Origin of the sequence: Aeromicrobium sp. HA (assembly GCF_027171405.1) — a bacterium.
Classification (GTDB): domain Bacteria; phylum Actinomycetota; class Actinomycetes; order Propionibacteriales; family Nocardioidaceae; genus Aeromicrobium; species Aeromicrobium tamlense.
On the sequence record NZ_CP114372.1, the window covers coordinates 1,466,692 to 1,492,801 of the forward strand.

At 72.1% G+C, this 26,110-nt stretch carries 25 protein-coding genes; 15 read left to right on the top strand and 10 right to left on the bottom strand.

Going from position 1 to position 26,110, the window contains the following annotated elements; genetic code table 11:
- Positions 1–50 precede the first annotated feature (50 nt).
- Together O3S82_RS07185 and O3S82_RS07190 are read left to right on the top strand one after the other, a co-directional pair.
- Positions 51–2,177, top strand: a complete 2,127-nt coding sequence (locus O3S82_RS07185; RefSeq protein ID WP_442864715.1) for a DNA gyrase/topoisomerase IV subunit B — start codon at positions 51–53, stop codon at positions 2,175–2,177.
- A 17-nt stretch (positions 2,178–2,194) separates the two neighbouring features.
- The gene (locus O3S82_RS07190) at positions 2,195–3,202 is read left to right on the top strand and encodes a nitronate monooxygenase (protein WP_269306638.1); all 1,008 of its coding nucleotides are present in this window, start codon (positions 2,195–2,197) and stop codon (positions 3,200–3,202) included.
- Positions 3,203–3,301: 99 nt separating this feature from the next.
- On the opposite strand, the gene O3S82_RS07195 is transcribed toward O3S82_RS07190, so the two are convergent.
- The 4 genes from O3S82_RS07195 to O3S82_RS07210 are packed head-to-tail and all read right to left on the bottom strand — an operon-like array spanning position 3,302 to position 8,670.
- Positions 3,302–3,796, bottom strand: a complete 495-nt coding sequence (locus tag O3S82_RS07195) for a beta-class carbonic anhydrase (RefSeq protein ID WP_269306640.1) — start codon at positions 3,794–3,796, stop codon at positions 3,302–3,304.
- Positions 3,793–5,499, bottom strand: coding sequence for an MFS transporter (locus tag O3S82_RS07200; RefSeq protein WP_269307048.1), 1,707 nt, complete (start codon positions 5,497–5,499; stop codon positions 3,793–3,795). The genes O3S82_RS07195 and O3S82_RS07200 overlap by 4 nt, the downstream gene beginning before the upstream one ends.
- Before the next feature lie 10 nt (positions 5,500–5,509).
- Positions 5,510–6,196, bottom strand: coding sequence for an LppX_LprAFG lipoprotein (locus O3S82_RS07205; RefSeq protein ID WP_179424883.1), 687 nt, complete (start codon positions 6,194–6,196; stop codon positions 5,510–5,512).
- Between the two features lie 5 nt (positions 6,197–6,201).
- Positions 6,202–8,670: a DNA gyrase/topoisomerase IV subunit A gene (locus O3S82_RS07210; protein WP_395487333.1), complete on the bottom strand. Its 2,469-nt coding sequence runs from the start codon at positions 8,668–8,670 to the stop codon at positions 6,202–6,204.
- A 71-nt stretch (positions 8,671–8,741) separates the two neighbouring features.
- On the opposite strand from O3S82_RS07210, the gene O3S82_RS07215 reads away from it, so the two are divergent.
- The 4 genes from O3S82_RS07215 to O3S82_RS07230 are packed head-to-tail and all read left to right on the top strand — an operon-like array spanning position 8,742 to position 13,780.
- The gene (locus O3S82_RS07215) at positions 8,742–11,462 is read left to right on the top strand and encodes a bifunctional acetate--CoA ligase family protein/GNAT family N-acetyltransferase (RefSeq protein ID WP_269306643.1); all 2,721 of its coding nucleotides are present in this window, start codon (positions 8,742–8,744) and stop codon (positions 11,460–11,462) included.
- Complete coding sequence (locus O3S82_RS07220; RefSeq protein WP_269306645.1) at positions 11,459–12,034, top strand: DUF5998 family protein; 576 nt, start codon at positions 11,459–11,461, stop codon at positions 12,032–12,034. Before O3S82_RS07215 ends, O3S82_RS07220 begins: the two co-directional genes overlap by 4 nt.
- The gene (locus O3S82_RS07225; protein ID WP_179424868.1) at positions 12,031–13,122 is read left to right on the top strand and encodes an alkaline phosphatase family protein; all 1,092 of its coding nucleotides are present in this window, start codon (positions 12,031–12,033) and stop codon (positions 13,120–13,122) included. The genes O3S82_RS07220 and O3S82_RS07225 overlap by 4 nt, the downstream gene beginning before the upstream one ends.
- Before the next feature lie 4 nt (positions 13,123–13,126).
- Complete coding sequence (locus tag O3S82_RS07230) at positions 13,127–13,780, top strand: thymidine kinase (protein WP_179424866.1); 654 nt, start codon at positions 13,127–13,129, stop codon at positions 13,778–13,780.
- A 13-nt stretch (positions 13,781–13,793) separates the two neighbouring features.
- On the opposite strand, the gene sepH is transcribed toward O3S82_RS07230, so the two are convergent.
- Positions 13,794–14,672, bottom strand: a complete 879-nt coding sequence (sepH, locus tag O3S82_RS07235) for a septation protein SepH (protein ID WP_179424864.1) — start codon at positions 14,670–14,672, stop codon at positions 13,794–13,796.
- Between the two features lie 109 nt (positions 14,673–14,781).
- Positions 14,782–15,981 carry an MFS transporter gene (locus tag O3S82_RS07240; RefSeq protein WP_269306648.1) on the bottom strand — a complete coding sequence of 400 codons (1,200 nt, stop codon included), beginning with the start codon at positions 15,979–15,981 and terminating at the stop codon, positions 14,782–14,784.
- A 78-nt stretch (positions 15,982–16,059) separates the two neighbouring features.
- On the opposite strand from O3S82_RS07240, the gene O3S82_RS07245 reads away from it, so the two are divergent.
- From O3S82_RS07245 to O3S82_RS07255, 3 genes are all read left to right on the top strand, one after another.
- The gene (locus O3S82_RS07245) at positions 16,060–17,100 is read left to right on the top strand and encodes a ferrochelatase (protein ID WP_269306649.1); all 1,041 of its coding nucleotides are present in this window, start codon (positions 16,060–16,062) and stop codon (positions 17,098–17,100) included.
- Positions 17,097–17,885 carry an inositol monophosphatase family protein gene (locus O3S82_RS07250; RefSeq protein WP_269306651.1) on the top strand — a complete coding sequence of 263 codons (789 nt, stop codon included), beginning with the start codon at positions 17,097–17,099 and terminating at the stop codon, positions 17,883–17,885. Before O3S82_RS07245 ends, O3S82_RS07250 begins: the two co-directional genes overlap by 4 nt.
- A 169-nt stretch (positions 17,886–18,054) precedes the next feature.
- On the top strand, positions 18,055–18,354 hold the full coding sequence (locus tag O3S82_RS07255; protein WP_078698323.1) for a DUF4193 domain-containing protein: 300 nt from the start codon (positions 18,055–18,057) through the stop codon (positions 18,352–18,354).
- Positions 18,355–18,438: 84 nt separating this feature from the next.
- Here the strand turns inward: O3S82_RS07255 and O3S82_RS07260 are convergent, their stop codons facing one another.
- Together O3S82_RS07260 and O3S82_RS07265 are read right to left on the bottom strand one after the other, a co-directional pair.
- On the bottom strand, positions 18,439–18,807 hold the full coding sequence (locus tag O3S82_RS07260; RefSeq protein ID WP_179424857.1) for a DUF4235 domain-containing protein: 369 nt from the start codon (positions 18,805–18,807) through the stop codon (positions 18,439–18,441).
- Positions 18,773–19,303, bottom strand: coding sequence for a DUF3093 domain-containing protein (locus O3S82_RS07265; protein WP_269306654.1), 531 nt, complete (start codon positions 19,301–19,303; stop codon positions 18,773–18,775). The genes O3S82_RS07260 and O3S82_RS07265 overlap by 35 nt, the downstream gene beginning before the upstream one ends.
- A gap of 83 nt (positions 19,304–19,386) precedes the next feature.
- Here O3S82_RS07265 and dut point away from each other — a divergent pair, with 83 nt between their 5' ends.
- Genes dut through O3S82_RS07285 form a run of 4 tightly spaced genes read left to right on the top strand, consistent with a single transcriptional unit; the run spans position 19,387 to position 21,512 of the window.
- Positions 19,387–19,857: a dUTP diphosphatase gene (dut, locus tag O3S82_RS07270; RefSeq protein ID WP_269306655.1), complete on the top strand. Its 471-nt coding sequence runs from the start codon at positions 19,387–19,389 to the stop codon at positions 19,855–19,857.
- On the top strand, positions 19,857–20,486 hold the full coding sequence (locus O3S82_RS07275; protein ID WP_179424850.1) for a DUF3710 domain-containing protein: 630 nt from the start codon (positions 19,857–19,859) through the stop codon (positions 20,484–20,486). The genes dut and O3S82_RS07275 overlap by 1 nt, the downstream gene beginning before the upstream one ends.
- Before the next feature lie 5 nt (positions 20,487–20,491).
- Complete coding sequence (locus O3S82_RS07280) at positions 20,492–20,845, top strand: OB-fold nucleic acid binding domain-containing protein (RefSeq protein ID WP_179424848.1); 354 nt, start codon at positions 20,492–20,494, stop codon at positions 20,843–20,845.
- A gap of 1 nt (position 20,846) precedes the next feature.
- Entirely contained in the window at positions 20,847–21,512 is a 666-nt protein-coding gene (locus O3S82_RS07285) for a DUF3159 domain-containing protein (protein WP_269306656.1), read from the top strand.
- Positions 21,513–21,518: 6 nt separating this feature from the next.
- Here O3S82_RS07285 and O3S82_RS07290 read toward each other — a convergent pair whose 3' ends face one another.
- Positions 21,519–22,184, bottom strand: a complete 666-nt coding sequence (locus O3S82_RS07290) for a potassium channel family protein (RefSeq protein ID WP_179424844.1) — start codon at positions 22,182–22,184, stop codon at positions 21,519–21,521.
- Positions 22,184–22,834 (bottom strand): potassium channel family protein, encoded by a 651-nt coding sequence (locus O3S82_RS07295; RefSeq protein WP_218846626.1) that lies wholly within the window; start codon positions 22,832–22,834, stop codon positions 22,184–22,186. The genes O3S82_RS07290 and O3S82_RS07295 overlap by 1 nt, the downstream gene beginning before the upstream one ends.
- A 65-nt stretch (positions 22,835–22,899) precedes the next feature.
- On the opposite strand from O3S82_RS07295, the gene O3S82_RS07300 reads away from it, so the two are divergent.
- On the top strand, positions 22,900–24,906 hold the full coding sequence (locus O3S82_RS07300) for an APC family permease (protein ID WP_179428146.1): 2,007 nt from the start codon (positions 22,900–22,902) through the stop codon (positions 24,904–24,906).
- A complete protein-coding gene (locus O3S82_RS07305) occupies positions 24,903–26,102 on the top strand; it encodes a class I SAM-dependent RNA methyltransferase (protein WP_269306659.1) in 1,200 nt (399 codons plus the stop codon). Before O3S82_RS07300 ends, O3S82_RS07305 begins: the two co-directional genes overlap by 4 nt.
- Positions 26,103–26,110 lie beyond the last annotated feature (8 nt).

The following is a 26,110-nucleotide window of genomic DNA, read 5'->3' on the forward strand; positions in this document are numbered from 1 at the left end:
ATGAATACTCCCTCATCCGGCCAAACGCGCGTCGGACGCGCCGAGGGGGCGTGTCACGTGCGATCCGGTGGGGTCGGCTCGATACCGTGAGAGCCGGGGGAATCGATGAGGAGGAACCGGACATTTCCACGTACGACGCACGCAATCTGCTCGTCCTCGAGGGGCTCGAAGCGGTACGCAAGCGACCCGGCATGTACATCGGCTCGACGGACACGCGCGGCCTCATGCACTGCCTGTGGGAGATCATCGACAACTCCGTCGACGAGGCGCTGACCGGTCACGGCGCGCACATCGACGTCCTGCTCCACGGCGACGGCTCGGTGGAGGTCCGGGACGACGGACGCGGCGTGCCGGTCGACATCGAGCCGAAGACGGGCCTCACCGGCGTCGAGGTCGTCTACACGAAGCTGCACGCGGGCGGAAAGTTCGGCGGCGGCTCGTACAACGCCACCGGCGGTCTGCACGGCGTCGGCGCCTCCGTCGTGAACGCGCTCTCGGCGCGCCTCGACGTCGAGGTCGACAAGGGCGGCGCCACGTGGGCCATGTCCTTCCGCCGTGGCGTGCCCGGCGTGTTCGCCGGCGACGGCGCCGACGCGGACTTCACCCCCGACAACACGCTGCGCAAGATCGGCAAGGTCGCGAAGGCGCGCACGGGCACGCGCGTCCGCTACTGGGCCGACCCGCAGATCTTCATCAAGGGCGCCAAGTTCTCGTACGAGGACCTCGTCGCCCGCGCCCGCCAGACCTCGTTCCTCGTGCCCGGACTGCGCCTGCGCATCCGCGACGAGCGCGCCGACGAGCCGCGCGAGGAGGACTTCTTCCACGAGGGCGGCATCTCGGAGTTCTGCGACTTCCTGGCGCCCGACGGGCCCGTCTCGGAGGTGCTGCGCATCCAGGGCGAGGACACCTTCGTCGAGACGGTGCCGGTGCTCGACGAGAAGGGCCACATGACGCCGCAGGACGTCGAGCGCACGCTCGGCGTCGACATCGCCCTGCGCTGGGGCACCGACTACGACACGGTCGTGAAGTCGTTCGTGAACATCATCGCCACGCCCAAGGGCGGCACCCACGTGTCGGGCTTCGAGCGCGGCGTCACCAAGACGTTCAACGAGGTCCTGCGGAGCTCCCGCATGCTCAAGAACGGCGATCCCGACGTCATCAAGGACGACGTGCTCGAGGGCCTCACCGCCGTCGTCACCGTGAACCTCGCAGAGCCGCAGTTCGAGGGCCAGACGAAGGAGGTGCTCGGCACCCCGCCGGTCACCCGCATCGTCAACAAGATCGTGGCGCGTGAGCTCAAGGCGTTCCTGACCTCCACCAAGACCGCGCAGAAGGCCAAGGCGCGCCAGGTGATGGAGAAGGTCGTCGGCGCGTCCCGCACGCGCCTGGCGGCCCGTCAGCACCGCGACACGCAGCGCCGCAAGAACGCGCTCGAGTCGAGCGCCCTGCCGGCGAAGCTCGCCGACTGCCGCAGCAACGACGTCGAGCGCTCCGAGCTGTTCATCGTGGAGGGCGACTCCGCGCTCGGCACCGCGAAGTCGGCGCGCGACGCCGAGTTCCAGGCGCTGCTGCCCATCCGCGGCAAGATCCTCAACGTCCAGAAGGCCAGCATCGGCGACATGCTGAAGAACGCCGAGTGCTCGTCGATCATCCAGGTGGTGGGCGCGGGGTCGGGCCGCACGTTCGATCTCGACGCCGCGCGGTACGGCCGGATCATCTTCATGGCCGACGCCGACTCCGACGGCGCCCACATCCGCTGCCTGCTGGCGACGCTGTTCTTCCGCTACATGCGTCCGATGGTGGAGGCCGGCCGTGTCTACACCGCGGTCCCGCCGCTGCACCGGATCGAGCTCGTCTCGCCGAAGAAGGGGCAGGACAAGTACATCTACACGTACTCCGACCCCGAGCTGCAGCGGAAGCTGGCCGAGCTGAAGAAGCGCAACATCCGCTGGAAGGACGCGCCTCAGCGCTACAAGGGCCTGGGCGAGATGGACGCCGACCAGCTGGCCGAGACCACGATGGACCCGCGCCACCGCACGCTGCGCCGCCTCACCGTGGACGACGCCGAGGCCGCCGCCGACGTCTTCGAGCTGCTCATGGGCAACGAGGTCCCGCCGCGCAAGGAGTTCATCATCCAGGGCGCCTACGAGATCGACTCCGAGCTCATCGACGCCTGAGCGGGGAGGATGGGTCCGTGCGGAGCCTGAGTCTCACCTCGCCGATCATGGCGGCGCCGATGGCCGGCGGGCCGACGACGCCGGCGCTGCTGCGCGCCGTCGCTGACGCGGGATCCCTCGGGTTCGTCGCGGCGGGCTACCGGACGGCGGCGCAGCTGGCCGAGGACGTCGCCGCGTCGCGCCCCCTCTCCGGCGACTTCGGGGTGAACCTGTTCGTCCCCGAGCGGGAGCCGGTCGACCTGGACGCGGTGCGGCGCTATCGCGACCTCATCGCCGCCGAGGTCGCGGCGACGGGGGCCGAGGTCGGTCCCGTGGTCGAGGACGATGACGACGAATGGGACGCGAAGGTCGATCTCCTGACCCGGGATCCCGTCCCGTGGGTGAGCTTCACGTTCGGGCTTCCCGACGTCGGCACCGTGCAGCGACTGCGCCGGGCCGGCTCGCGACTGCTCCTGACGGTCACCGACGTGGGCGAGGCCCGCGCCGCCGCCGAGCTCGATCCCGACGGACTGGTCGTCCAGTCGGCGGCGGCCGGCGGGCACCGCGGCACCTTCGACCAGCGCCGCGAGCCGGGGACCGAGGACCTGCCGTCGCTGGTCGGCGCGGTCGTCGCCGCGACCGGTGTGCCGGTGATCGCCGCCGGGGGAGTGTCCGGCGCTGCAGCGGTCCGGTCGGCGCTCGATGCCGGTGCCGAGGCCGTGGCGGTGGGCACGGCGCTGCTGCTGGCTGACGAGGCCGGCACCCGGCCCACTCATCGAGAAGCGCTCACGGACCCCGCGTCCACGACCACCACGATGCGGGCGTTCACCGGCCGGGTGGCACGCGGGATCCGCACCTCGTTCAGCGACCGGTACGACTCCACGGCTCCGCCGGCCTACCCGGCGATCCACCACCTGACGTCGCCGATGCGACGCCGGGCGGCGCAGCACGGCGACCGTGATCACGTGCACCTCTGGGCCGGAACCGGCTTCCGTCAAGGACGGGCTCTTCCGGCGCGCGAGGTCCTGGCGGCGCTGATCCCGTGAGAGACGCCGGTGGGCGGTCAACCGAATGACGACCGCTTTCCGTTGACCACCGACCGCTCCCGGGCGGGAGCGGTTGACAGCTCACCGCTCAGGCATGAGTCAGTCGACGGGGGTCAGCAGGCCGCTGTCGACGTCGTAGAGGAAGCCGCCGACCTCGACGGAGCCGGGGACGAGCGGGTGGCTGCGGACCTTGTGCACGTCGGCGCGGATCGTGGCCTGCTGGTCCTCGATGACACCGATTGACATCCACGAGGCGTCGGTGCCGGTGAACTCCGCGACGCGCTCCTTGACCTGCTCCTCGGTGGAGGAGGCCATGGCGCAGCGGGTGTGCTCGATGACCAGGACGCGCTTGACCTGCAGCAGGCTCACGCCCAGCACGATCGCGACGAGGACCTGGTCGGTGACGCGGCCGCCGGGGTTGCGCAGGATCTTCGCGTCGCCCTCCTGGAGGCCGATCATGGCGAGGGGATCGATGCGCGAGTCCATGCAGGTCACCATGAGGACGCCCGCACGGGCGATGCCGTCGAAGCCTCCCTCGTGGTCCTGGGCGTAGCGCCGGTTCGCTTCCAGCAGGTCGTCGAAAGAGGTGGTCATGAGGAGAAACTAGCGCGCCGGCGCAGGAGCAGCAGGGCGAGGGCCGCCGCGACGAACGCCGCCACCGCGGCGCCGGTGAAGACGGCCTGCAACTGCGCGATCCCGGCGTCGCGCATCGCCCCGTTGTAGGCGCGGCACGCGGTGGCCGAGCCGTTGCAGAGCTCCTCAATGGGCGGGATCCGCTCCACCGCGGAGTGGAACGCCCGCAGACCGAGCGTGGTCAGGGCGGAGATGCCGATCAGCATGCCCACCATCCGCGCGACAACGAGCAGCGCGCTCGCCAGGCCGTGCACGTCGTCAGCCGTGTGCTCGAGCAGCGCGGCGTTCACCGGCGCGATCGCGAGGCCGAAGCCGAGGCCGCACGCCGCCAGCACGATCGTCGACGTGAACGACTCGAGCGACTTCTGGTCCCACGTCGCCATGACGAGGAAGCAGCCGCCCGAGAGGGCGAGGGCGGCACCGGTCAGCGGCCCGGCCGGCAGGTGACGCAGCAGCCAGCCGCCGAGGACCGCGCCGACGGGCAGGGCGACGAGGAACCGCAGCAGCACGAGGGCGGCCTCCAGCTGGTCGTCGGGCGCGATCGTCAGGCGCGCGAAGAACGGGATGTCGACGAGCGCGGCGATCAGCGCGGAGCCGACGAAGAACGAGACCGCGATGGAGCCCCACGCAGGAGTGGCGGTGAGTGAGCCACGGGGGATGAGCGGGTGCGCCGCGTGCCGTCCGCGCCAGACGAAGAGACCGAGCGCGATCGCCGCGACCGGCAGCAGCACGATCGCGTCCTCGGACACGACGGCCTGCTCGGGCTCCGCGCTGGCGAACGTCAGGATGACGGCTCCGAGGGCCACCGTGAGCGCGGTGGCGCCCCACAGGTCGGTCTGGCGTGCCACCTCGCCCCATGCGCGCCACGCGAGCAGCGGACGGGCTGCGGTGGCCTGGCGCACCGCGAAGGCCACGAGCAGGCCGTAGCCGACGAGGGCGAGCGGCGTGAGCCACCGCGAGTCGCCGGCCACCGGCAGGAACGCCAGCCCGCTCGTGACACCGGTGGTGAGCCGCTCGGGCTCGAGCATCACCAGCAGGAGACAGCCACCCGCCAGCAGCGCCAGGAGCAGGCCGGGCACGTCCCAGCCTCGCTCGTGCTCGGCGGGGCGGTGACGCAGGAGGGCGGCGCCGATGAGGAGACCGACCGCCGCGTTGAGCCAGAAGATGTCGTGCCACGTGCCGAAGGCGAGGATCGCCGCGCCCCAGAGCGGGCCGACGACGCTGCCGAGCTCCTGGACGGCGCCGACGATGCCCAGCGGCAGCCCGCGCCGCTCGGCGGGCCACGTGTCGGCGATGAGCGCGAGGGTCGGCGGGATGAGCCCGCCCCCGCCGATGCCCTGGATCAGCCGTCCGAGCACGATCGTGGTGAGGTCGTAGCCCGCCGCCGTGATCACCGAGCCGATCGCGAAGATCACGAGGCAGCCGATCAGCACGGGAACCCGTCCGCGCAGGTCCGAGACCCGGCCGATGAGCGGCAGGACCGCCACGTAGCCGAGCAGGAACCCCGAGATGATCGGCGCGGCCCGCTGCAGCTCGGCGACCGTGAGGCCGGCGGCCGTCATCATGTCCGGCAGCGCCAGGACGACGACGTACGTGTCCGCGGCGGCGAAGCCGATGGCCACCGCCGCGAGCGCGAGCAGCCCGCGGGACGCGAGCTCCTTCATCGCCACCGGCTCAGGGAGCCTCGATGCCGGCGGGCTCGTCGCGCGGTTCCAGCCGCAGCGTGTAGGTCACGTCCTCGCCGCCGTAGAACGGGCCCGTGATCTTGGCGTCGTGCAGCTCGTCGTCGTCGGTGAGCCGGTACGTGACGTCGAAGTCCTCGGTCTTGTCGGCCGTGGGGATCAGCTGCGCGATGCGCTCGCCGGGCAGGTCGCCGGTGATCTCGGTGAGGACGAGGTCGCCGTCGCGGGACTGGTCGCCGGCCTCGACGTCCTCGGTGGCCTTCAGCAGGCCGGCGAGTCCGGAGTCGGCGTCGGTGCCCACCAGGTCGGCCGGGTCGGGTGCGCCGAGCGAGGCGGGGTCGAGGGGCGCCCAGACGGGCGAGAAGCCGGTCTTGGCGTAGGTCTTGCCGTCGACCGAGATCACCTCGGCCGCGAGGGTGGCGCCACCGGCGACCACCTTCACGTCGCCCTGGAAGGCGGGGGACTGGTCGCCGACGCCGTCCGCCGAGAGCAGCCCGCGCTGCCCGCTGGGCAGCTCCTTCGTGCTGAGGGAGATGTCGAACGACTCGGCCTCCGCCAGCGCCTGTGAGGCGGCGTCGAGGCGCTCGGCGGGGTCGCCGGAGTCGGAGTCGTCGCCGGTGCAGGCGGTCAGCAGCAGGGCGCTGCTCAGGATCGTCGCGGTCAGCAGTCGAGGAAACACGTCGGTCAGTCTGACACGTCTCGCGCCCCCGGCAAGGAGGCCGCGGCCGATGAGACGCCCGTGATCGGCTGGCCCACCGGAGTGCCTGAGGCGTCGCGCTTCTCCACCGGCTCGGGCAGGTCGACCGGCGAGCCGCTGGCCGCGGAGGCCACCGGGGTGCCGTCGCCGACCCACGCGAACACCAGGGCGTCCTCACCGCTCAGCAGGCGCTGGCAGCGGACGCCGCCGGTGCCGCGACCCTTGCCCGGGTAGATCGCGAACGGGCTCACCTTGGCCGAGCCGGCCTGCGTGCCGGGAAGCGCGTCGGAGCTGCCGGCCACCGTGACGACGTGGGCCGACTCGACGTCGGACACCGCGCCGAACGCGACCACGTGGGCACCGCCACCGAGCTTGACGCCGGCGACGCCGCCGCCGCTGCGGCCCTGAGGGCGCACGAGCGAGGCGGGGAAGTGCAGCAGCTGGGCCTCGGAGGTGACGAACGCCAGCTCCTCCTCGCCCGTGGTCAGCGGCACCGCGCCGACCACCTTGTCGCCGTCCTCCAGCCGGATGAGCTCCCACGAGTCGCGGTTGGAGAGGTGGTCGGGCTTGACCCGCTTGACGACGCCGTCGCGGGTGCCGAGCGCGAGCCCGGGCACGTCCTCGTCGAACGTCATGAGCGTGAGCGCGTCGCCGTCGAGGCTCAGCAGCTCGCCCAGCGGGACGCCGCCCTGGAGGCGGGGGGAGTCGGCCGTGGGCGGCAGTGCCGGCAGGTCGACGACCTCGAGGCGGTGGACCGTGCCAGCGGACGTGACGATGCCGACCTGGCCGCGCGCGGTGGCGCGGACGGCGGCGACCACGGTGTCGTGCTTGGCCCGGCGGCCGTGGTCGCCCAGCGGCTCGGCATCGGACGTCCGCGCCACGAGTCCCGTGGAGGACAGCAGCACCCAGCACGGGTCGTCGGGGACCTCGAGCGAACCGCCCTTGGCGATCGGCACGGGAACGCCCGCCGACTCCAGCAGCACGGTGCGCCGCGGCGTGCCGAACTGCTGGGCCATCTGGGCGAGCTCGTCGCCGACGACCGAGCGCAGCGTGCCCTCGTCGGCGAGGATCGCGTCGAGCTCCTCGATGAGGCGGCGCAGCTCGTCGGCCTCGCGCTCGAGCTCGAGCCGCGAGAACTTCGTCAGCCGGCCCAGCTGGAGGTCCAGGATGTAGTCGGCCTGCAGCTCGGAGAGGTCGAAGACGGACATGAGGCGCTGGCGCGCCTCGCCGCGGTTCTCCGAGGAGCGGATCAGCTGGATGACCTCGTCGATGTCGAGGATCGCGATCATCAGGCCGTCGACGAGGTGCAGCCGGTCCGCCGCCTTCGTGCGGCGGAACGTGGTGCGGCGGCGGACGACGTCGATGCGGTGCTCGAGGTAGACCGTGAGCATCTCGCGCAGACCGAGCGTGCGCGGCTGGCCGTCGACGAGGGCGACGGCGTTGATGCCGAACGAGGTCTCCAGCGGCGTCTGGCGGTACAGCTGCTCGAGCAGCGCCTCGGGGACGATGCCGTTCTTGATCTCGATCACCAGCCGCAGCCCGTGGGTGCGGTCGGTGAGGTTCTTCAGGTCGGAGATGCCCTGGATCTTCTTGGCCTGGACGAGCTTCTTGATCGACTCGATGACCTTCTCGGGGCCCACGTTGTAGGGCAGCTCGGTGACGACGATGCCCTTCCTGCGCGGCGTCACGTTCTCGATGCGGGTGGTGGCGCGCATCTTGAACGAGCCGTTGCCGGTGGCGTAGGCGTCGCGGATGCCGTCGAGGCCGACGATCTTGCCGCCCGTGGGCAGGTCGGGGCCGGGCACGAACCGCATGAGCGCGTCGAGGTCGGCGTCGGGGTGGTCGATGAGGTGGCGCAGCGCCTGGACGACCTCGATGAGGTTGTGCGGGGCGATGTTCGTGGCCATGCCGACCGCGATGCCGGACGCGCCGTTGACGAGCAGCTGCGGGATCGCGGCGGGGAGCACGGTGGGCTCCTGCAGACGGCCGTCGTAGTTCGGCTTGAAGTCGACCGTGTCCTCGTCGAGCGACGCGGTCATCGCCTCGGCCGCGCGGTCCATCCGGATCTCGGTGTAGCGCATCGCGGCGGGCGGGTCGTCGGGCGAGCCGAAGTTGCCGTGGCCGTCCAGCAGCGGCAGCCGCAGCGCCCACGGCTGGACGAGACGCACGAGCGCGTCGTAGATCGCGCTGTCGCCGTGCGGGTGCAGCTTGCCCATGACCTCGCCGACGGGGCGCGCGCTCTTCACGTGCGGACGGTCGTGGCGCAGGCCCATCTCGTCCATCGTGTAGAGGATGCGGCGTTGGACGGGCTTCAGGCCGTCGCGCGCATCGGGCAGCGCCCGGGCGTAGATCACCGAGTAGGCGTACTCGAGGAAGCTGGAGCGCATCTCGTCGCCGACGTCGGTGTCGAGGATGTGCTCCTCGAAGTCCACGGTCTCGGTGCTCGATCCAGTCACGCCGGCCATTCTCCCGCCCCGGCCCGCGCGGGGTGCGCCCGACCCGCCGCGTGCGGGGTAGGTTTGTGCCCGTGAGTGGCAGCGAACCGGTCGAGACGAGCCTGATGCCCCACCCGGTCCCCGCGTGGGAGGCCGACGTCCTGCTCAAGGACGGGCGCGTCGCTCAGATCCGCCCCATCGTCCCCGAGGACGCCCCGAAGTTCGTCGAGTTCTACGACCGCGTCTCGGCCGAGTCGAAGTACTTCCGCTTCTTCGCCCCGTACCCGCGACTGTCCGACCGCGACGTGCAGCGCTTCACCACCGTCGACCACTACAAGCGCGTCGCGTTCGTGGTGACGCAGCAGGACGACATCATCGCGGTCGGCCGCTACGACGCCGTCTCCGACGACGAGGCCGAGGTCGCATTCCTCGTCGAGGACGCCCACCAGGGTCGTGGCATCGGCCAGCTGCTGCTGGAGCACCTCGCCCAGGCCGGTCGCGAGCGCGGCTTCACCGAGTTCACCGCCGAGGTCCTGCCCGAGAACGTGCGCATGCTCCAGGTGTTCCGGGAGATGGGCTACACCATCAGCGGCACCCTCGAGGACGGCGTGCAGCGCCTCACCTTCGAGATCAACCCCACCGACTCCGCGCTCGGCGTCATGCGCTCGCGCGAGCAGCGCGCCGAGGCCGCCTCGATCGCCCGCATCTTCGGCGCCCGCAGCGTCGCCGTCGTCGGCGCCAGCCGCCGTGCCGGCTCGATCGGCCAGGCCATGGTCCGCAACCTCGTGCTGGGCGACTACGGCGGCACCGTCTACGCCGTGAACTCCCAGGCCGAGGCCGTCTCGGGCCTCACGGCCTACCCGACCGTGCGCGACATCCCGGGCGAGGTCGAGATCGCGATCGTCGCGGTGCCGGCCGAGCACGTCAACGACGTCGTCCTCGACTGCGCCGCCAAGGGCGTCCACGGCCTCGTGGTGATCTCGGCAGGCTTCGCCGAGGAGGGTCCCGAGGGGCGCGCGCGCCAGCAGGAGCTGCTGCACTCGTGCCGCATCCACGGCCTGCGCCTCATCGGCCCGAACTGCCTGGGCATCATCAACACGTCCTCCGACGTCCAGCTGAACGCCTCGCTGTCGGCCACGATGCCGCCCCCCGGCCGCGCGGGCTTCTTCTGCCAGTCCGGCGCCCTCGGCACGGCGATCCTCGAGACCGTCTCCGCGCGCGGCCTGGGCCTGTCCACCTTCGTCTCGGCCGGCAACCGCGCCGACGTCTCGGGCAACGACCTCCTGCAGTACTGGCAGCAGGACGACAGCACCGACGTCGTGCTGCTGTACCTCGAGTCCATCGGCAACCCGCGCAAGTTCTCGCGGCTGGCCCGCCGCGTCTCGGAGGTCAAGCCGATCGTCGCGGTGAAGTCGGGCCGGTCCACCCAGGGTGTGCCCGTCGGCCACACGGTGCGCCGCAGCTCGGCGCCCCAGCAGGCGGTCGACGCGATGTTCCGCCAGGCGGGCGTGATCCAGGTCGACAACCTCGACGAGATGTTCGACGTCGCCCAGCTGCTGGCCCACCAGCCGCTGCCGCGCGGCAATCGCATCGCCGTGGTCGGCAACTCCGACGCCGTGGGCCTGATCGTCACCGACGCCGCGAAGTCGCAGGGCCTCCAGGTCGCCCCGCCCATCGCGCTGGGCGCCACCGCCGGCGCCGAGGAGTTCGAGGTCGCCATCGAGGCCGCGCTCGCGCGCCCCGACGTCGACGCGCTCGTCGTGGTCTACACGCCGCCCATCACCACCGACAGCGACGCGGTGGCCACCGTGCTGGCCGCGATCGGCGAGCAGTCCGACAAGCCGATCGTCTCCACGTTCCTGGCCAGCAAGGGCATCCCGGTGCTGCTGCGCGTGCCCGACCTCGAGGGCGGCTCGGCCGGCCGCGGCTCGGTGCCGTCGTACGCGGCGCCCGAAGCGGCCGTGAAGGCGCTGGCCCGTGCCACGAACTACGCCGAGTGGGCCTCGCGCGACCACGGCGAGTACCACGTCGCCGCCGAGCACCGCTCCGGCGACGCGAAGGCCCTGATCCGCGACGTGCTGACGATCGCCCCGCGCGGCGCGGTGCTGTCCACCGAGCAGGTCCACTACCTGCTGTCCTGCTACGGCATCGACCTGTGGACCTGGACCAACGTGCACAGCAAGGAGGAGGCGATCGCGGCCGGCGAGCAGCTCGGCTGGGACGTCGTCCTCAAGGCCGGCAGCGAGCACCTGCGCGCCCGTCCCGACCTCGCGCACGTCTGGCGGGGCATCCACGACGCCGAGGACATGGCCGAGGCCTGGGACGAGATGACCACGTGGAGCGGCATCCGCGCCGACACCACGTTCTTCGTCCAGCGCTCGGCGCCCGACGGAGTCCAGGTCGCGTTCCGCGCCACGGAGGACCGTCTCTTCGGCCCGCTCGTGTCGTTCGGCATCGCCGGCGCCCCCAGCGAGCTGCTGGAGGACCGCAGCTACGGCATCCCGCCGCTCACCGACGTCGACGCCCGCACGATGGTCAGCGGCATCCGCGCGGCGCCGCTGCTGTTCGGCCACCACGGCAGCGAGCCCGTCGACGTCGCGTCGCTCGAGGACATCGTGCTGCGTCTCGCGGCCCTGAAGGACGACCTGCCCGAGGTGGTGTCGCTCGACCTCGAGCCGGTGCTGGTCAATCCCGACGGCTACACGGCCCTGAGTGCCCGCGCGAAGGTGATCCCGTCGTCCGACAGCCGCGGCGACTGGTACGTGCGGCGGCTGAGTCAGCCCGATGCGGCGACGGATACGCTGGGTCGGTGACCCGAACCACGGACCGCACGAAGGACCTGTACGAGTCGATCTCCCACAGTGGCTACTACCCGGAGATCGTGGCGGGCGCCCTCGAGGACGCCCTCGCCACCGAGCCCGTCGAGTCGTTCGTCGTGCACCACGAGCCCACGTTCGACCGTGAGGAGATCCGCCGACACATGTCGGTGCTGGTCCTCACGCCCACGCGCCTGCTGCTGACGCACACCGACGAGCACCCCGGCGACACGCTGCTGCCGAAGCCCTACACCTCCACCTCGGTCGAGGCGGTGCCGCTGTCGCGCGTCTCCGGCGTCGTCGTCACCCGCATGGTCTCGGCGCAGACACAGCAGCTGGAGGAGGCGCTCCTGACGATCGGCTGGGGCGCCGTGTCCCGGGTCGAGCTCGAGCCCGCCCGCTGCGACGACCCCGAGTGCGAGGCCGACCACGGCTACACCGGCTCGATCTCCGGTGACGACTTCTCGCTGCGGCTGAGCGCCGCCGCCGAGGGCGGTGCCGCCGTCGTCGGCCTGCTCGAGTTCGCCCGCGCGCTCACGGCCGCCACGACCGTCACCGAGGCTCGATGACCACGCCCCACGCCGGCATCCACGAGATCATGACCTCGGTGGGCGGCGCCCTCGGCGCGAGCGGCTTCACCGACGTCCTGGGACTCCCGCAGGCGAAGCGCTTCGTCGTCATGGTCGTCGACGGCCTCGGCCTCGACCTCCTGCGCGAGCACGCCGAGCTGGCGCCCTTCCTGTCGTCCTGCCTGAACATCGACGGCGTCCTCGCGGGCATCCCGTCCACCACGTCCGTCAGCCTCACGTCGCTCGGCACGGGCCTTCGGCCCGGCCAGCACGGGATGGCGGGCTACACGTGTCGCATCCCGGGCACCTCGCGCTTCCTCAACACGCTGCAGTGGGACGACCGGATCGATCCCGCCGAGTGGCAGCCGTACCCCACCGTGCTGAAGCAGCTGGCCGACGAGCGCATCGCGGTCACCGTCGTCAACGACGCGCGCTTCGAGCTGAGCGGCCTCACGCAGGTCAGCCAGCGCGGCGTGCCGTTCGTCGGCGTGCGCCACGCGTGGGACCGCCTCGCGGCCGTCGTCGAGGCCGTCGAGCGCGACGACCGCGCCCTCGTCTACGCCTACGAGTCCAGCGTCGACCACACGGGCCACGGCTCGGGCGTCGACTCCGAGGAGTGGCGCAAGGCGCTCGTCCAGGTGGACCGCGACGTCGCCGACCTGCGCGCGGCGCTGCCGCCCGACGTCGTGCTGCTGGTCACCGCCGACCACGGCATGGTCGACGTCCCCAAGGACGACCGCTTCGACCTCGTCGACCACCCCGAGCTGCGCGACGACGTCGTGCTGGTGGCGGGGGAGGCGCGGTTCCGGCACGTCCACACGCGCTCCGGCGCCGAGGCCACCGTGGCCGCGCGCTGGCGCGAGGCGCTGGGTGACCGCGTCGAGGTCCGCCTGCGCGACGACGCGGAGGAGTGGTTCGGCCCGATCGACCCCGCCGTCCGCGGGCGCTTCGGCGACGTCGTCGTGGCTGCACTCGACGACTTCGCGGTGTTCGCCTCCGACGCCTTCGCCGTCGAGCTGCTGCTGGGCGGCTTCCACGGCTCCATCACGGACCGCGAGCGCCGCATCCCGGTCCTCGTGGCGGGCTGACGCCGTGGCCGAACTGGTCTTCTACTCGGGCACGATGGACTCGGGCAAGAGCACACTGGCGCTCCAGCTCGATCACAACCACCGGGCGCGCGGCCGTGTGGGCCGCATCTACTCCTCGCACGACCGCGCCGGCGAGGCCACGCTGTCGAGCCGCCTCGGGCTGTCGACGTCCGCCGTCGAGGTCACCGAGGAGCTGGACTTCTGGGACGACGTCGTCGGCCAGCTGACCAGCGGCGCCCGCGTCGACTACCTCGTGTGCGACGAGGCGCAGTTCTACACCGCGCGCCAGGTCGAGCAGCTGGCCAAGGTCGCCGACGAGCTCGACCTCGACGTGTTCTGCTTCGGCATCCTCACCGACTTCCGCACGCGGCTGTTCAGCGGCTCACAGCGACTCGTCGAGCTGGCCGACCGCGTGCTGACGCTCCAGGTCGAGGCGCTGTGCTGGTGCGGCGCCCGTGCCACGCACAACGCCCGCACCGAGGACGGCGAGATGGTCACCGAGGGCGAGGTCATCGTGGTGGGCGACGTCGAGGATCCCGACCGCCCGACCCCGCAGGTCGGGTACGAGGTGCTGTGCCGTCGCCACCACCGCAAGCGGATGACCGCCGCGCGCGCGAAGGCCGGTGCGCTCTCGCCCGACGTCCTGCCCTTCGACTGAGGGCGGTGGGTCCTCAGTCCGAGGAGCCGCCGAACATGATCTCGTCCCAGCTGGGGACCGAGCGGCGCGAGTGCTTCTTGCGGGGCTTCGGGGTGTCGGGCACGGCAATGCGCTCCTCGAGCGCCTGGTCCTCCAGGTCCTCGACGACCTCCTCGACGGGCTCCTCGAAGACGGCCTGCTCGAGGGCCCGGCGGTCGCGCGCCTCCTTGATGGAGCGCACGAGCGGGGCGTGGTCGGGCTCCTCGGCGATGGCGCCGCCGAAGGCCTCGGGCGCGTCGGTGACGAGGTCGGCCAGCGCCATGTCGTGCTGGTCCTGCGTGGCGAGGTCGCCGACCAGGCCGCGGGCGGCGTCGTCGTCGGCGATCACGTAGCGGCTCTTGGGGTCGTAGAGGAACGACGCGGCGCCGTCCTGGAGGTCGACCTGGACGGTCCAGCGACCGTCCTCGCGACGCCAGGCGTCCCACTGGGCGTTCTCGGGGGCGATGCCGCGCTCGGCCAGGGCGGTGTCCGCCAGCTCGGCCAGGGCGACGGCGGGTCCGCCGACGTGCTTGCGGCGCACCGACGTGGCGCGTGCCGACTGGGCCATCCACTCGCGCTCGGCGATGACGGGCACGGCGAAGCCCTGCACCCGCTCGACCGTGATGCCGGCGGCCTCGGCGACCTCTTCGACCGACTCGCCGCGGCGGATGCGGGTCTGGATGTCTCGGGGGGTGAGCGAACTCTCCATCGGAATCTCCATCTGTCCGGAACGACTCGACCCTACGGGAGTGCGATCGACCAGCGTGGTGAGCCGGCGATCGATGCTGAGTCGGAAGCGTTCTCCGGTGGTCGCGTCACGGGCCACGAGGAATCGTCCGTCGTCGCTGAGTCCCACGGTCGCGAGTTCCCGCATGTTCGAGCCTCCCCGTGTCGCTGCTGCCACCGACTTCAAGGCTAGTGAACGGCCGCGACGATCCCGGGAGACGCGCCGTGTCCGGATGTGTTTTCCGAGACGCCGTCGGTCACTCGGCGAGGGCGTGACGCTGGGGGAGCGGACCGCGGAACCAGAGGGCGACCGAGGTGGTCATCAGCGCCGCCACGATGGGCAGCGTGAAGCCCACCGATGCGGACCACCGGTCGACCATGAGTCCCGCGATGGCGGCCCCCGCGGCGGTGCCGGCGGACATGCCGGTGGTGGTCCAGGTGAGGGCCTCGGTGAGGCGCGACGGCGGCACGCACAGCTCGACCAGGTGCACCGCCGTGATGAGCGTCGGCGAGAGCATGAGGCCGGCCAGCAGGAAGCCGACCGCGAGCAGCGCGATGTTCGGCGCGAAGGGCAGCGGGGCGAGGAAGACGAGCAGGCCGAGGGTCGACAGGCGCAGCCGTCGGACGGGGTCGGCCGGCGGCGCCAGCGCACCGATCACGAGGCCCGCCGCGAGGCTGCCCGCGGACCAGATCGCCAGGACGAGTCCGGCCGCGCCGGGACGGCCCTGCTCCTCGGTGAACGCGACCACGAGGACCTCGGCGGCGCCGAACAGCAGGCCGAGCCCGCACGCCGCCACGACCAGCGGACCGAGCAGGAACCACGGCAGGGGCTCGCGGGAACCCTCCGCCTGACGGCGGTGCGGCGGCTGGGTGGAGCGCTGGAGTGCCAAGCCCCAGGCGCCGACGAGCGCGGCGGCGCCGGCGACGGCGAGTCCGGACCAGTCGAGGACGCTGAGCGTGAGGACGGTGACGAGGACGGGACCGACGATGAAGACGACCTCGTCGAGCACCGCCTCCAGGGCGAACGCGGTCTGCAGGCGACCGCGGTCGGAGAGGTTGTGCGTCCACCGGGCGCGGACCATGTTGCCGGCCTGCGGCGCGCCGAGGCCGGCGATCACGGCGCCGATCGCGGCCACCCACAGCGACAGGTCGACCGTCGTGAGCAGGATCGTGATGCCCGACGCGAACAGCGCGCCGGCCGTGAGGAGCACGGGCGCCTGTCCCACGCGGTCGGCGAGCCGACCCTGGACGGGCGCGCAGATCGCCGACGTGACGACGTAGACCGCCATCAGCAGTCCGGCGGGCCCGTAGTCGCCGGTGCGTCCCGAGACCAGGAGCACGATGCCGAGCCCCGTCATGGACAGGGGCAGGCGTCCGAGGGCGCCGGCCGAGGTGAAGGCGGGCGCGCCGGGCGTCGACAGGATCGAGCGGTAGGCGGAGAGCATGACGGGACTCATCTTGGACCCACTCGCCGACGAACCGGGGACCGGCTCGCCCGAAGCGTGCCCGAAGGGGCCCCGTGGAAGACTGGCGGCATGGACGCACGCCCCTACGACGCCCTCCTGCTCGTCTCCTTCGGAGGCCCCGAGAAGCCCGAGGACGTGGTCCCGTTCCTCGAGAACGTGACGCGCGGCCGGGGCATCCCGAAGGAGCGTCTGGTCGAGGTCGGGGAGCACTACTTCGGCTTCGGCGGCAAGTCGCCCATCAACGACATCAACCGCGACCTGCTGGCCGCGCTGCGGGCCGACTTCGCCGAGCAGGGACTCGACCTGCCGGTCTACTGGGGCAACCGCAACTGGGACCCGTACCTGGCCGATGCGTTCGACCAGATGGAGGCCGACGGCGTCGAGCGCGTCGCGTGCTTCATGACCAGCGCCTACTCGTCGTACTCGAGCTGCCGCCAGTACCGCGAGAACCTCTTCGAGGTGTCGCACGACCGCCCGATCCGGGTCGACCGGCTGCGTCACCACTTCAACCACCCGGTCTTCGTCGAGCTGTTCACCGAGTACACGCGCGCGGCGCTGGCCGAGGTCGGTCCGGACGCGCGCGTCGTGTTCGTCACCCACTCGGTGCCCGACCAGATGAACGAGGCGAGCGGCGGCCCCGGCTGCGGCCTGTACGAGCGTCAGCACCTCTCGGTGGCCGGCCTCGTCGCCGAGGCGCTCGACCTGCCGACCTGGTCGCTGACCTACTGCTCGCGCTCGGGCCCGCCGAGCCAGCCGTGGCTCGAGCCGGACGTCAACGACCACCTCGAGGAGCTGGCCGAGCAGGGCGTCACCTCCGTCGTGCTGGTGCCGATCGGCTTCGTCGCCGACCACATGGAGGTCGTGTACGACCTCGACACCGAGGCCAAGGCGACGGCCGAGCGCCTCGGCCTGCGCTTCGCGCGCGCCGCCAGTCCCAACGCCGACCCGCGCTACGCGGCGATGGTGCGCGAGCTCCTGCTCGAGCGTGCCGCGGCCGAGCGCGGCGAGTCGCCGGAGCGTCCGGCACTCGGCGAGTTCGGGCCGAAGGCCGACACCTGCCCGGGCGACTGCTGCGTCAACCCGCGGTCGATGCGCCCGGTGCTGGCGTGACCGAGCTGCTCGACCTCGCGCGCCGGGTCGCGGCCGAGGCGGCCGAGCACGTCGCCGCGCAGCGTCCCGCCGGCCGGGTGGGCGTGGCGGGGACGAAGTCCAGCCCCACCGACCTCGTCACGCTGATCGACCGCTCAAGTGAGGAGCTCATCCGCGAGCGCATCCTCGCCGCCCGTCCCCACGACGCCTTCGTCGGCGAGGAGGGCCAGGACGTGCCCGGGACCTCGGACGTCGAGTGGGTCGTCGACCCGATCGACGGCACGGTCAACTTCGTCTACGGCATCCCGCGGTACGCGGTGGCGATCGGCGCCAGGGTCGGTGGCATCGACCACGTGGGCGTCGTCGTCAACATCGCCACGGGCGAGTCCTACGAGGCGGTGGCGGGGGAGGGCGCCTGGCGGGTCGACGAGGCCGCGCCGCGACGCCTGACGGGCCCGCCCGTCCTGCCGCCGGCCGAGATGCTCGTGGCCACCGGCTTCAACTACGTGCCCGAGGTGCGTGAGCACCAGGCGAAGGCGGTCGGCGCGATGCTGCCCCACGTGCGCGATGTCCGCCGGATCGGCGCGGCCGCGCTCGACCTCACGGACCTCGCGGAGGGGCGCCTGGACGCCTTCGTCGAGCAGGGCCTCCAGCGGTGGGACCACGCCGCGGCGGGACTGATCGCGCGCGAGGCCGGACTCGTCGTGACGGGCCTGGACGGTCCGCCGTCCGACCGCCTCGTGGTCGCGGCTCCCGCGGGCGGGATCGAGGAGTTCCTCGCGCTCGTCCGACGCTGCGGCTTCTGAGCCGCATCGGCGCCCTCCACGACTGGCGGAACGGCGGCTGCGGTGGGAATATCGGCGCCACCGGGCGGCTTGTGTCTTCCGGGTGCGCGCGAGTTGGACCCATGTGGTTGAATCTGCGCGTTCCACAAGAACACGACCAGAGTTCCACGAGAACCAGCATGGAGAGTTGATGGCAACCGATTACGACGCGCCCCGCAAGACCGACGAGGAGCAGTCCGAGGACAGCATCGAGGAGCTGAAGGCGCGTCGCCACGAGAAGAACTCGGGCAAGGTCGACGAGGACGAGGTCGAGGCGGCAGAGTCGTTCGAGCTCCCCGGCGCCGACCTGTCGCACGAGGAGCTCGCGGTCAAGGTCGTCCCCAAGCAGTCCGACGAGTTCACCTGCATGTCCTGCTTCCTGGTGCACCACCGCAGCCAGCTGGCCACCGAGAAGAACGGCATGGCGATCTGCAAGGACTGCGCCGACTGAGGTCCGCGCCCCGACGAACGCACGACGTCCGGCGTCGCCGCTCACGCGGCGGGCCGGACGTCTTCGTGTGTCAGGGGCGACGCGTCAGCGCTTGGCGTCCTTCGTCGACTTCATGCCCGGCGGCAGGCCGCCGGTGGACTTGAGCCAGTAGCTGGCCGCGCCGCGCCGGGCCACGGTGCGCACGATCTGCACGGTGGCGCCACCGATCGCGGCCCACGCCACGGCCTCCTTCGTGCTGAGCTCGGGGCTGCGCGTGTTGCGCGGGGGCTGACGGCCGGTGACCGCGCGCCAGGCCAGGTTGGACACGTACGGGGCGAGCGTGGCCGCGAGCAGGCCGGAGCCGGTGTCGAGCGCCCGCCAGGCGCCGCGGCCGCGTCCCTTCGAGACCTTGGCCTCGGCCTTCGAGGTGGTCCCGGCGTCAGGCGTCGCCTTCGTCGCGCGCTTCCTGGCCATCGATGGTCCTTTCGTCCGTGGGGTCACCGGTGTCGGTGGGAGCACCAGTCTGGCCCACGGCGCGACTCAGCGCGTCGGGACGGCGCGTCGACACGAGCCAGTAGGGCGTGGGATCGGCCGGATCGGCCACCTCCACGCGCACGCCGCGGTCGATCCACGGGCGGGTCAGGAGGAAGGCGCGATCGGTGCCGGCGCGGTCCAGGGCGGCCCGCCAGGACGCGGGGTCGAGGGCCTCGACGGTGCCGAGGTCGGGCGCCTCGAGGTGGGCGTCGCCCGCGCGCAGCCGGCCCGGCTCGGCCGTCACCAGCAGCGACCCGTACCTCCACAGGCCGGCCCCGACGATCAGGAGGGTCAGCAGGCCCACTCCGGCGGCGACGAACGGGCTGGTGGCCACGAGGAGCAGCCAGCCGACGCTTACGGAGGCGACGACGACACCGCCCCACCACAGGCCGGGGGCGACGAGGCGCTCGCGGTGACGCTCGGGGGTGTTCTGCACGGGTCCACTGTGCCTCACCCGAGCCAACCCGCCCGACCGCGGCCGACGTGCCCGCAGGGGTCTCGCGCCAGTATCGTCGCCACGTGACCGAGGTGCAGATCCGGCGACTCGACGCCGACGTCCCCCTTCCCGCGTACGCCCATCCCGCCGACGCCGGCGCCGACCTGGTCTCCACGGTCGACGTCGTCCTCGAGCCGGGGGAGCGCGCCCTGGTCCCCACCGGCATCGCCCTCGCGCTGCCCGAGGGCTTCGCCGGCTTCATCCATCCGCGGTCGGGCCTGGCGCTGCGGCACGGTCTGTCGGTCGTGAACACGCCGGGAACGATCGACGCAGGTTACCGTGGGGAGATCAAGGTGCTGCTGGTCAACCACGACCTGCGCGAGCCCGTCCACATCGCGCGGGGCGACCGCATCGCCCAGCTCGTGGTCCAGCGCGTCGAGCACGTGCGCTTCGTCGAGGTCGACGGACTGGAGGACTCCGTACGTGGCGAGGGCGGGTACGGTTCCTCGGGTGGTCACGCCTCGATCGGGGCATCGACGGAAGGAAGTCACTGATGTTTGGTCGCAAGAACGCCGGCGCGACCGAGTCCCCGGCCGCTGCTGCCGCTGAGCCCGTCGAGGTCGCCGGGCCGCGCGCCGACGGACCCTTCGACGTCACCGAGCGCCCCATCGAGTCGCCCGACGAGTACGTCGACCTGGGCTCGCTGCTGATCCGGATGCGTCCGGACATCGAGGTCCAGCTGCCCACCGAGGACGACGTCGTCACGGCCGTCCTGGTCACCTCCGGCGGCTCGGCCGTCGAGCTGCGCCCGTTCGCCGGGGCCCGCAGCGGCGGCACGTGGGACGGCGTCCGCGCCGACCTGCGCGAGGAGGTCGACAAGCGCGGCGGCACGATCACCGAGATCGACGGCCCGTTCGGCCCCGAGATCCTGGCCCAGTTCCCCGCCACCACCGCCGACGGCACCGCGGGCGTGCAGCCCGCTCGGTTCATCGGCATCGAGGGCCCCCGCTGGGTCGTGCGTGCCACGATCCTGGGCGCTGCGGGCCTGGAGTCCACCGACGAGGGCGTGTTCGTCGAGGTGCTGCGCGACCTGCGCGTGCGCCGCGGCGAGGAGCCGCGGATGCTGCGCGAGTCGCTGCCGCTGGTGATCCCCGCCGACGCCCAGCGCGTCGAGGAGGAGTAGGTCCCGTGCCCGGTGTCGTGTCGAAGTGGCTCGACCGGTTCTCGGTCGAGAGCCAGGAGGACTCCGAGCTGCGCGGCCGCGCCACCGCCGCGGGCTGCGCCGCGATCAAGGACGCCCCCGAGCGCGAGCGCGTCGACATCCACGGCGTGCTGCACGACGTCACGCTGCGCCCCGTCGGCGACGTGACGGCGCTCGAGGCCTCGCTGTACGACGGCACCGGCACGATCACGCTGATCTGGCTGGGACGCCGTCGCATCGAGGGCATCGCCGCCGGCCGCTCGCTGACCGCCACGGGCCGCATCGGCCACCGCGGCTCCGAGCGGGTCATGTACAACCCCGCCTACCGATTGGACTCCTGAGATGTCCGAGCCCCGCGAGGCGAACGTCGCCACCGTCGAGCAGGTGGTCCGCCAGCGCCTCGCGGAGGCGTTCGGAGGCGTCCGCGGGATCGTCGAGGCGGCCGTGCCGACGATCACCTTCACGCTCTGCTACCTGACGACGCGCGAGCTCAGGATGAGCCTCATCGTGGCGTCGGCGCTGACCGCCGTGCTGCTGATCGTGCGCGTGGTGCAGCGCTCCAACCCGCAGTTCGTCATCAACGCCATGGTCGGCATCGGCATCGCGGCGCTGTTCGCGTCGCGGTCGGGGGAGGCGCGCGACGTCTTCCTGCCGGGCATCATCTACAACGCCGGCTACGCCGTGGTGCTCGTCGCCACGGTCGTGATCGGCTGGCCGGCGATCGGCGTGATGATCGGCGCCCTCGTGGGCGACCTCTCCGGCTGGCGCCGCGATCCCGGCATGCGCAGGCTCTGCAACCGCCTCACGCTGCTGTTCGCGCTGCCGTGCGTGCTGCGCGTGCTGGTGCAGTACCCGCTCTACCTGTCCGACCAGATCGGCTGGCTCGGCACCTCGAAGGTGATCATGGGCTGGCCGCTGCAGATCGCCACGCTCGCCGCGATGGTGTGGCTGCTCAGTCGCAACAGCACGCCCGTCACCGAGATCGAGGACGAGACCCCGGCCCCGTAGGCGCTCTCAGCCCCGGTGGTTGGCCAGCAGGGCCGACAGCTCGCCCTCCGCGGCGGACGGGGTGACGAACAGCAGCTCGTCGCCGGCCTCGACCGTGCGGTCGGCCTCGGGCAGCAGCGACTGCTGCTGACGCAGGATGACCACGGGGTGCACGCCGGCGGGCCAGGTGATGTCTCCCAGCCGGCGGCCCACGTAGGCCGAGTCGGCCGGCACGGTCAGCTCGACGAGGTTCGTGTCGCTCTGGCGGAACGTGAACAGGCGGACGAGGTCGCCCACCGCCACGGCCTCCTCGACGAGGGCGGCCATGATGCGCGGCGTCGACACCGCGACGTCGACGCCCCAGGACTCCCCGTACAGCCACTCGTTGCTGGGATTGTTCACGCGCGCGACGGTGCGCGGCACCGTGAACTCGGTCTTGGCCAGCAGCGACATCACGAGGTTCGCCTTGTCGTCGCCGGTGGCGGCGATGGCGACGTCGCACGTCTGCAGCTGCGCCTCCTCGAGCGTGGACATCTCGCAGGCATCGGCCAGCAGCCACTGCGCGTCGGGCACGAGATCGCTGCGGATCGAGGTGGGGGACTTGTCGATCAGCAGGACGCTGTGACCGTGGTCGAGGAGCTCCTGGGCGACGGAGCGGCCGACGGCCCCGGCTCCGGCGATCGCGACGCGCATCAGTCCGTCTCCTTCGGTCCGGCCTCGAGCGCGGCGAGCGCGGTGTCCGCCTCGTCCGACACGAGGAACATGCTGAGGTAGTCGCCCTCCTGGATCACGGTGTCGCCCGTGACCTGCTGCCCGGTGCCCAGGCGCGTGATGTAGGCGACGCGCGCGCCGGTGTGGGCCTCGAGGGAGGCGACGGTGCGACCCACCCACGCGAACGGCGCGTAGGCGTTGTCGAGCTGCAGGCGCCCCGACGGGTCGCGCCACGCGGGCTCGGACCCGGCCGGGAGCAGGCGCCTGAGCATCTGGTCGGCCGCCCAGGGGACGGTCGCGACGGTGGGGATGCCGAGCCGCTCGTAGACCTCGGCGCGGCGCGGGTCGTAGATGCGCGCCACGACGTTGCCGACGCGGAAGACCTCACGGGCCACGCGCGCGGCGATGATGTTGGAGTTGTCGCCGCTGGAGACCGCTGCGAAGGCGTCGGCGCGCTCGATGCCGGCAGCCACGAGGACCCCGCGGTCGAAGCCCATGCCGGTGACGGTGTCGCCGGCGAACGAGGGTCCGAGGCGCCGGAACGCGTCGGGATTGGAGTCGATGACGGAGGTCGAGTGCCCCCGCGACTCCAGGCTCCGGGCGAGCGACGCACCCACGCGTCCGCACCCCATGATCACGATGTGCACACCGGCGACGGTACACCGGCCCGAACGGGTCTAGCATCGACCGCGTGGGAATGACCGGTGCGCTGAAGCGCGCCCTCATCGGACGGAAGCTGCGCACCTCGCAAATGGGGGAGACCCTGTTGCCGAAGCGCGTCGCGCTGCCCGTCTTCGCGAGTGACGCGCTCTCGTCCGTGGCCTATGCGCCGGACGAGATCTTCCTGACCCTGTCGATGGGCGGGCTCACGGCCTACGCCTTCAACTGGCAGATCGGCCTGGCCGTCGTCGTCGTGATGCTCACGGTCGTGGCGTCGTACCGCCAGAACGTGCGCGCCTACCCCAGCGGAGGCGGCGACTACGAGGTCGCCACGGTGAACCTCGGCCGCAACGCGGGCCTCACGGTCGCGAGCGCGCTGATGGTCGACTACGTGCTGACCGTCGCGGTGTCGATCTCCTCGGGCGTGCAGAACGCCGCCGCCGCCCTGCCGTTCCTCAAGGGCCACGAGGCCACCGCCGCGGTCGGGCTCGTCGCACTGCTGACGGCGATGAACCTGCGCGGCACCAAGGAGTCGGGCCGGGCGTTCGCCGTGCCGACGTACCTGTTCATGATCGCGATCGCGCTCATGGCCGGTTGGGGCTACGTCGAGTTCGCGATGGGCACCCTGCCCGAGGTGGAGAGCGCGCAGTACGACATCGCCGCCGAGGAGCCGTTCACCGGGGCGGTCAGCGGCATCGCGATGGCCTACCTGCTGGCGCGCGCCTTCTCGTCGGGCTGCGCCGCGCTGACCGGCGTCGAGGCGATCAGCAACGGCGTGCCGGCCTTCCGCAAGCCCAAGAGCCGCAACGCGGCCACCACGCTGCTGCTGCTCGGCACGATCTCGATCGCGATGCTGATGAGCATCATCGTGCTGGCCGACCTGATGAACCTGCGCTACGTCGAGGACCCGGCGCACCAGCTGCTGCTCAACGGCGAGCCCGTGGGGGAGGGGTACACCCAGGAGACCGTGATCGGCCAGCTGGCCGGGGCGCTCTTCCACGACGTGCCGCCGCTGTTCTACTTCGTCATCGCGTGCACCGGCGTCATCCTGGTGCTGGCCGCGAACACGGCCTTCAACGGCTTCCCGGTGCTCGGCTCGATCCTGGCCCGCGACGGCTTCCTGCCCCGCCAGCTGCACACCCGCGGCGACCGCCTCGCGTTCAGCAACGGCATCCTGCTGCTCGCCGCCGCGGCCGCCGTGCTGATCGTCGCGTTCGACGCCGAGGTCACGAAGCTCATCCAGCTCTACATCGTGGGCGTGTTCGTCTCCTTCACGCTGAGCCAGCTGGGCATGATCCGGCACTGGACCCGGCACCTGCTCACCGAGACCGATCCCGCCGAGCGGCGTCGCATGCAGCGCTCACGCGGCGTCAACGCCTTCGGCCTGGCGATGACCGCGACGGTGCTCGTGATCGTCCTCGTGACGAAGTTCCTCGCCGGCGCGTGGATCGCGATCCTGGCGATGATCGCGGTGTTCGTGGTGATGCGGTCGATCGCCGCCCACTACGACCGGGTCGCCGCCGAGCTGGCCGTCGACGACGCCGACGTCGCCCTGCCGGCGCGGGTCCACGGCGTGGTCCTGATCAGCAAGCTGCACAAGCCGGCGATGCGCGCGATCGCCTACGCCCGGCTGGCCGGCGCGAGCTCGCTCGAGGCCGTCGTCGTCGACCTCGACCCCGACGAGACCGCCGAGCTGACCCGCCGGTGGGACGAGCTGCGCGTCCCGATCCCGCTTCGCGTGCTCGACTCGCCCTACCGCGAGGTCGTGCGGCCGGTCATGCGCTACGTCAAGAACCGCCGAACGCAGAACCCGCGCGACCTGATCACCGTCTACATCCCCGAGTACGTCGTCGGTCGCTGGTGGGAGCAGGCGCTCCACAACCAGACCGCGCTGCGCCTCAAGGCCCGCCTCCTGTTCGTGCCGGGCGTCCTCGTCGTCAGCGTGCCGTTCCAGCTGGCCTCGGCGAAGCGCGTGGCCACGGGCGACTCGCACCCCACCGCCGGAGACGTGCGACGGGGCATCCGCCGGGAGGAGCGTCGATGAGCGACGCCGTGGTCACGGTCGGACCGGTCGCGCACGGGGGCCACTGCGTCGCGCGCCTCGACGGGCAGGTGGTGTTCGTCCGCCATGCGCTGCCCGGCGAGGTCGTCGAGATCCGCGTCACCGAGCGCTCCAAGCGGTTCCTGCGCGCCGACGCGGTGCAGGTGCTCGAGCCCTCGCCCGACCGCGTCACCCCGCCGTGCCCGCTCGCGGGTCCGGGGCTGTGCGGCGGCTGCGACTTCCAGCACGTCTCCGAGGAGGGTCAGCTGACGCTGCTGACCGACGTCGTCCGCGAGCAGCTGCAGCGGCTCGCCGGGCTCGACTGGGACGGTCGCGTCGAGGCGGTCGGCCCGCTGCTGGACTGGCGCACGCGCGTGGTGTGGTCGGTCGCCGAGAACGGCATGGCCGGCCTGCGCCGTCACCGCAGCCACGACGTGATCCCCGTCGAGTCGTGCCCCATCGCGCACCCCGACATCCCCGACGTCAGCCGCCAGCTGTGGGACGAGCCGCGCGTGGAGACCATCGCGTCCTCCACCGGGCAGCGCCTGCTGGTCACCGACGCCTCGATCGAGGACGACCTCGAGGCGCAGGTCGACGGCGTCGTCGCCTCCGACGGCACCGTGCGCGCCGGCACGGGCACGCTCGTCGAGGAGGTGCGCGGCCGACGCTTCTCGGTGAGCGGATCCGGCTTCTGGCAGGTCCATCCCGCCGCGGCCACCACCCTCGTGGAGGCCGTGCTCGCCGGCGCCGACGTCCGTCCCGACGACCGGGTGCTCGACCTCTACGCGGGCGCCGGGCTGTTCTCGGCGTTCCTCGCCGAGGCGTGTGCGCCGGGCGAGCTGGTGAGCGTCGAGGGTAACCGCCGCGCCTCGGCCGACGCGCGGGGCAATCTCGCCGACCTCCCGAACGCGTCGATCGTGCACGCCCCCGTCGAGCGCGCGCTGCGTCGCGGACTGCTCGGTGCGCGTGCCGACGTCGTCGTGCTGGACCCGCCGCGCACCGGAGCGAAGGAGGCCGTCCCCGCCATCGCCGCGCTGGAGCCTCGCCGCATCGTCTACGTGGCCTGCGACCCCGCCGCCCTCGCGCGCGACCTCGCCACCTTCGCCTCGCTCGGCTACCGCCTGGAGTCGCTGCGCGGCTTCGCGCTGTTCCCGATGACGCACCACGTCGAGTGCGTCGCGGTGCTTGCGCGGGCCTGACCCGTCCG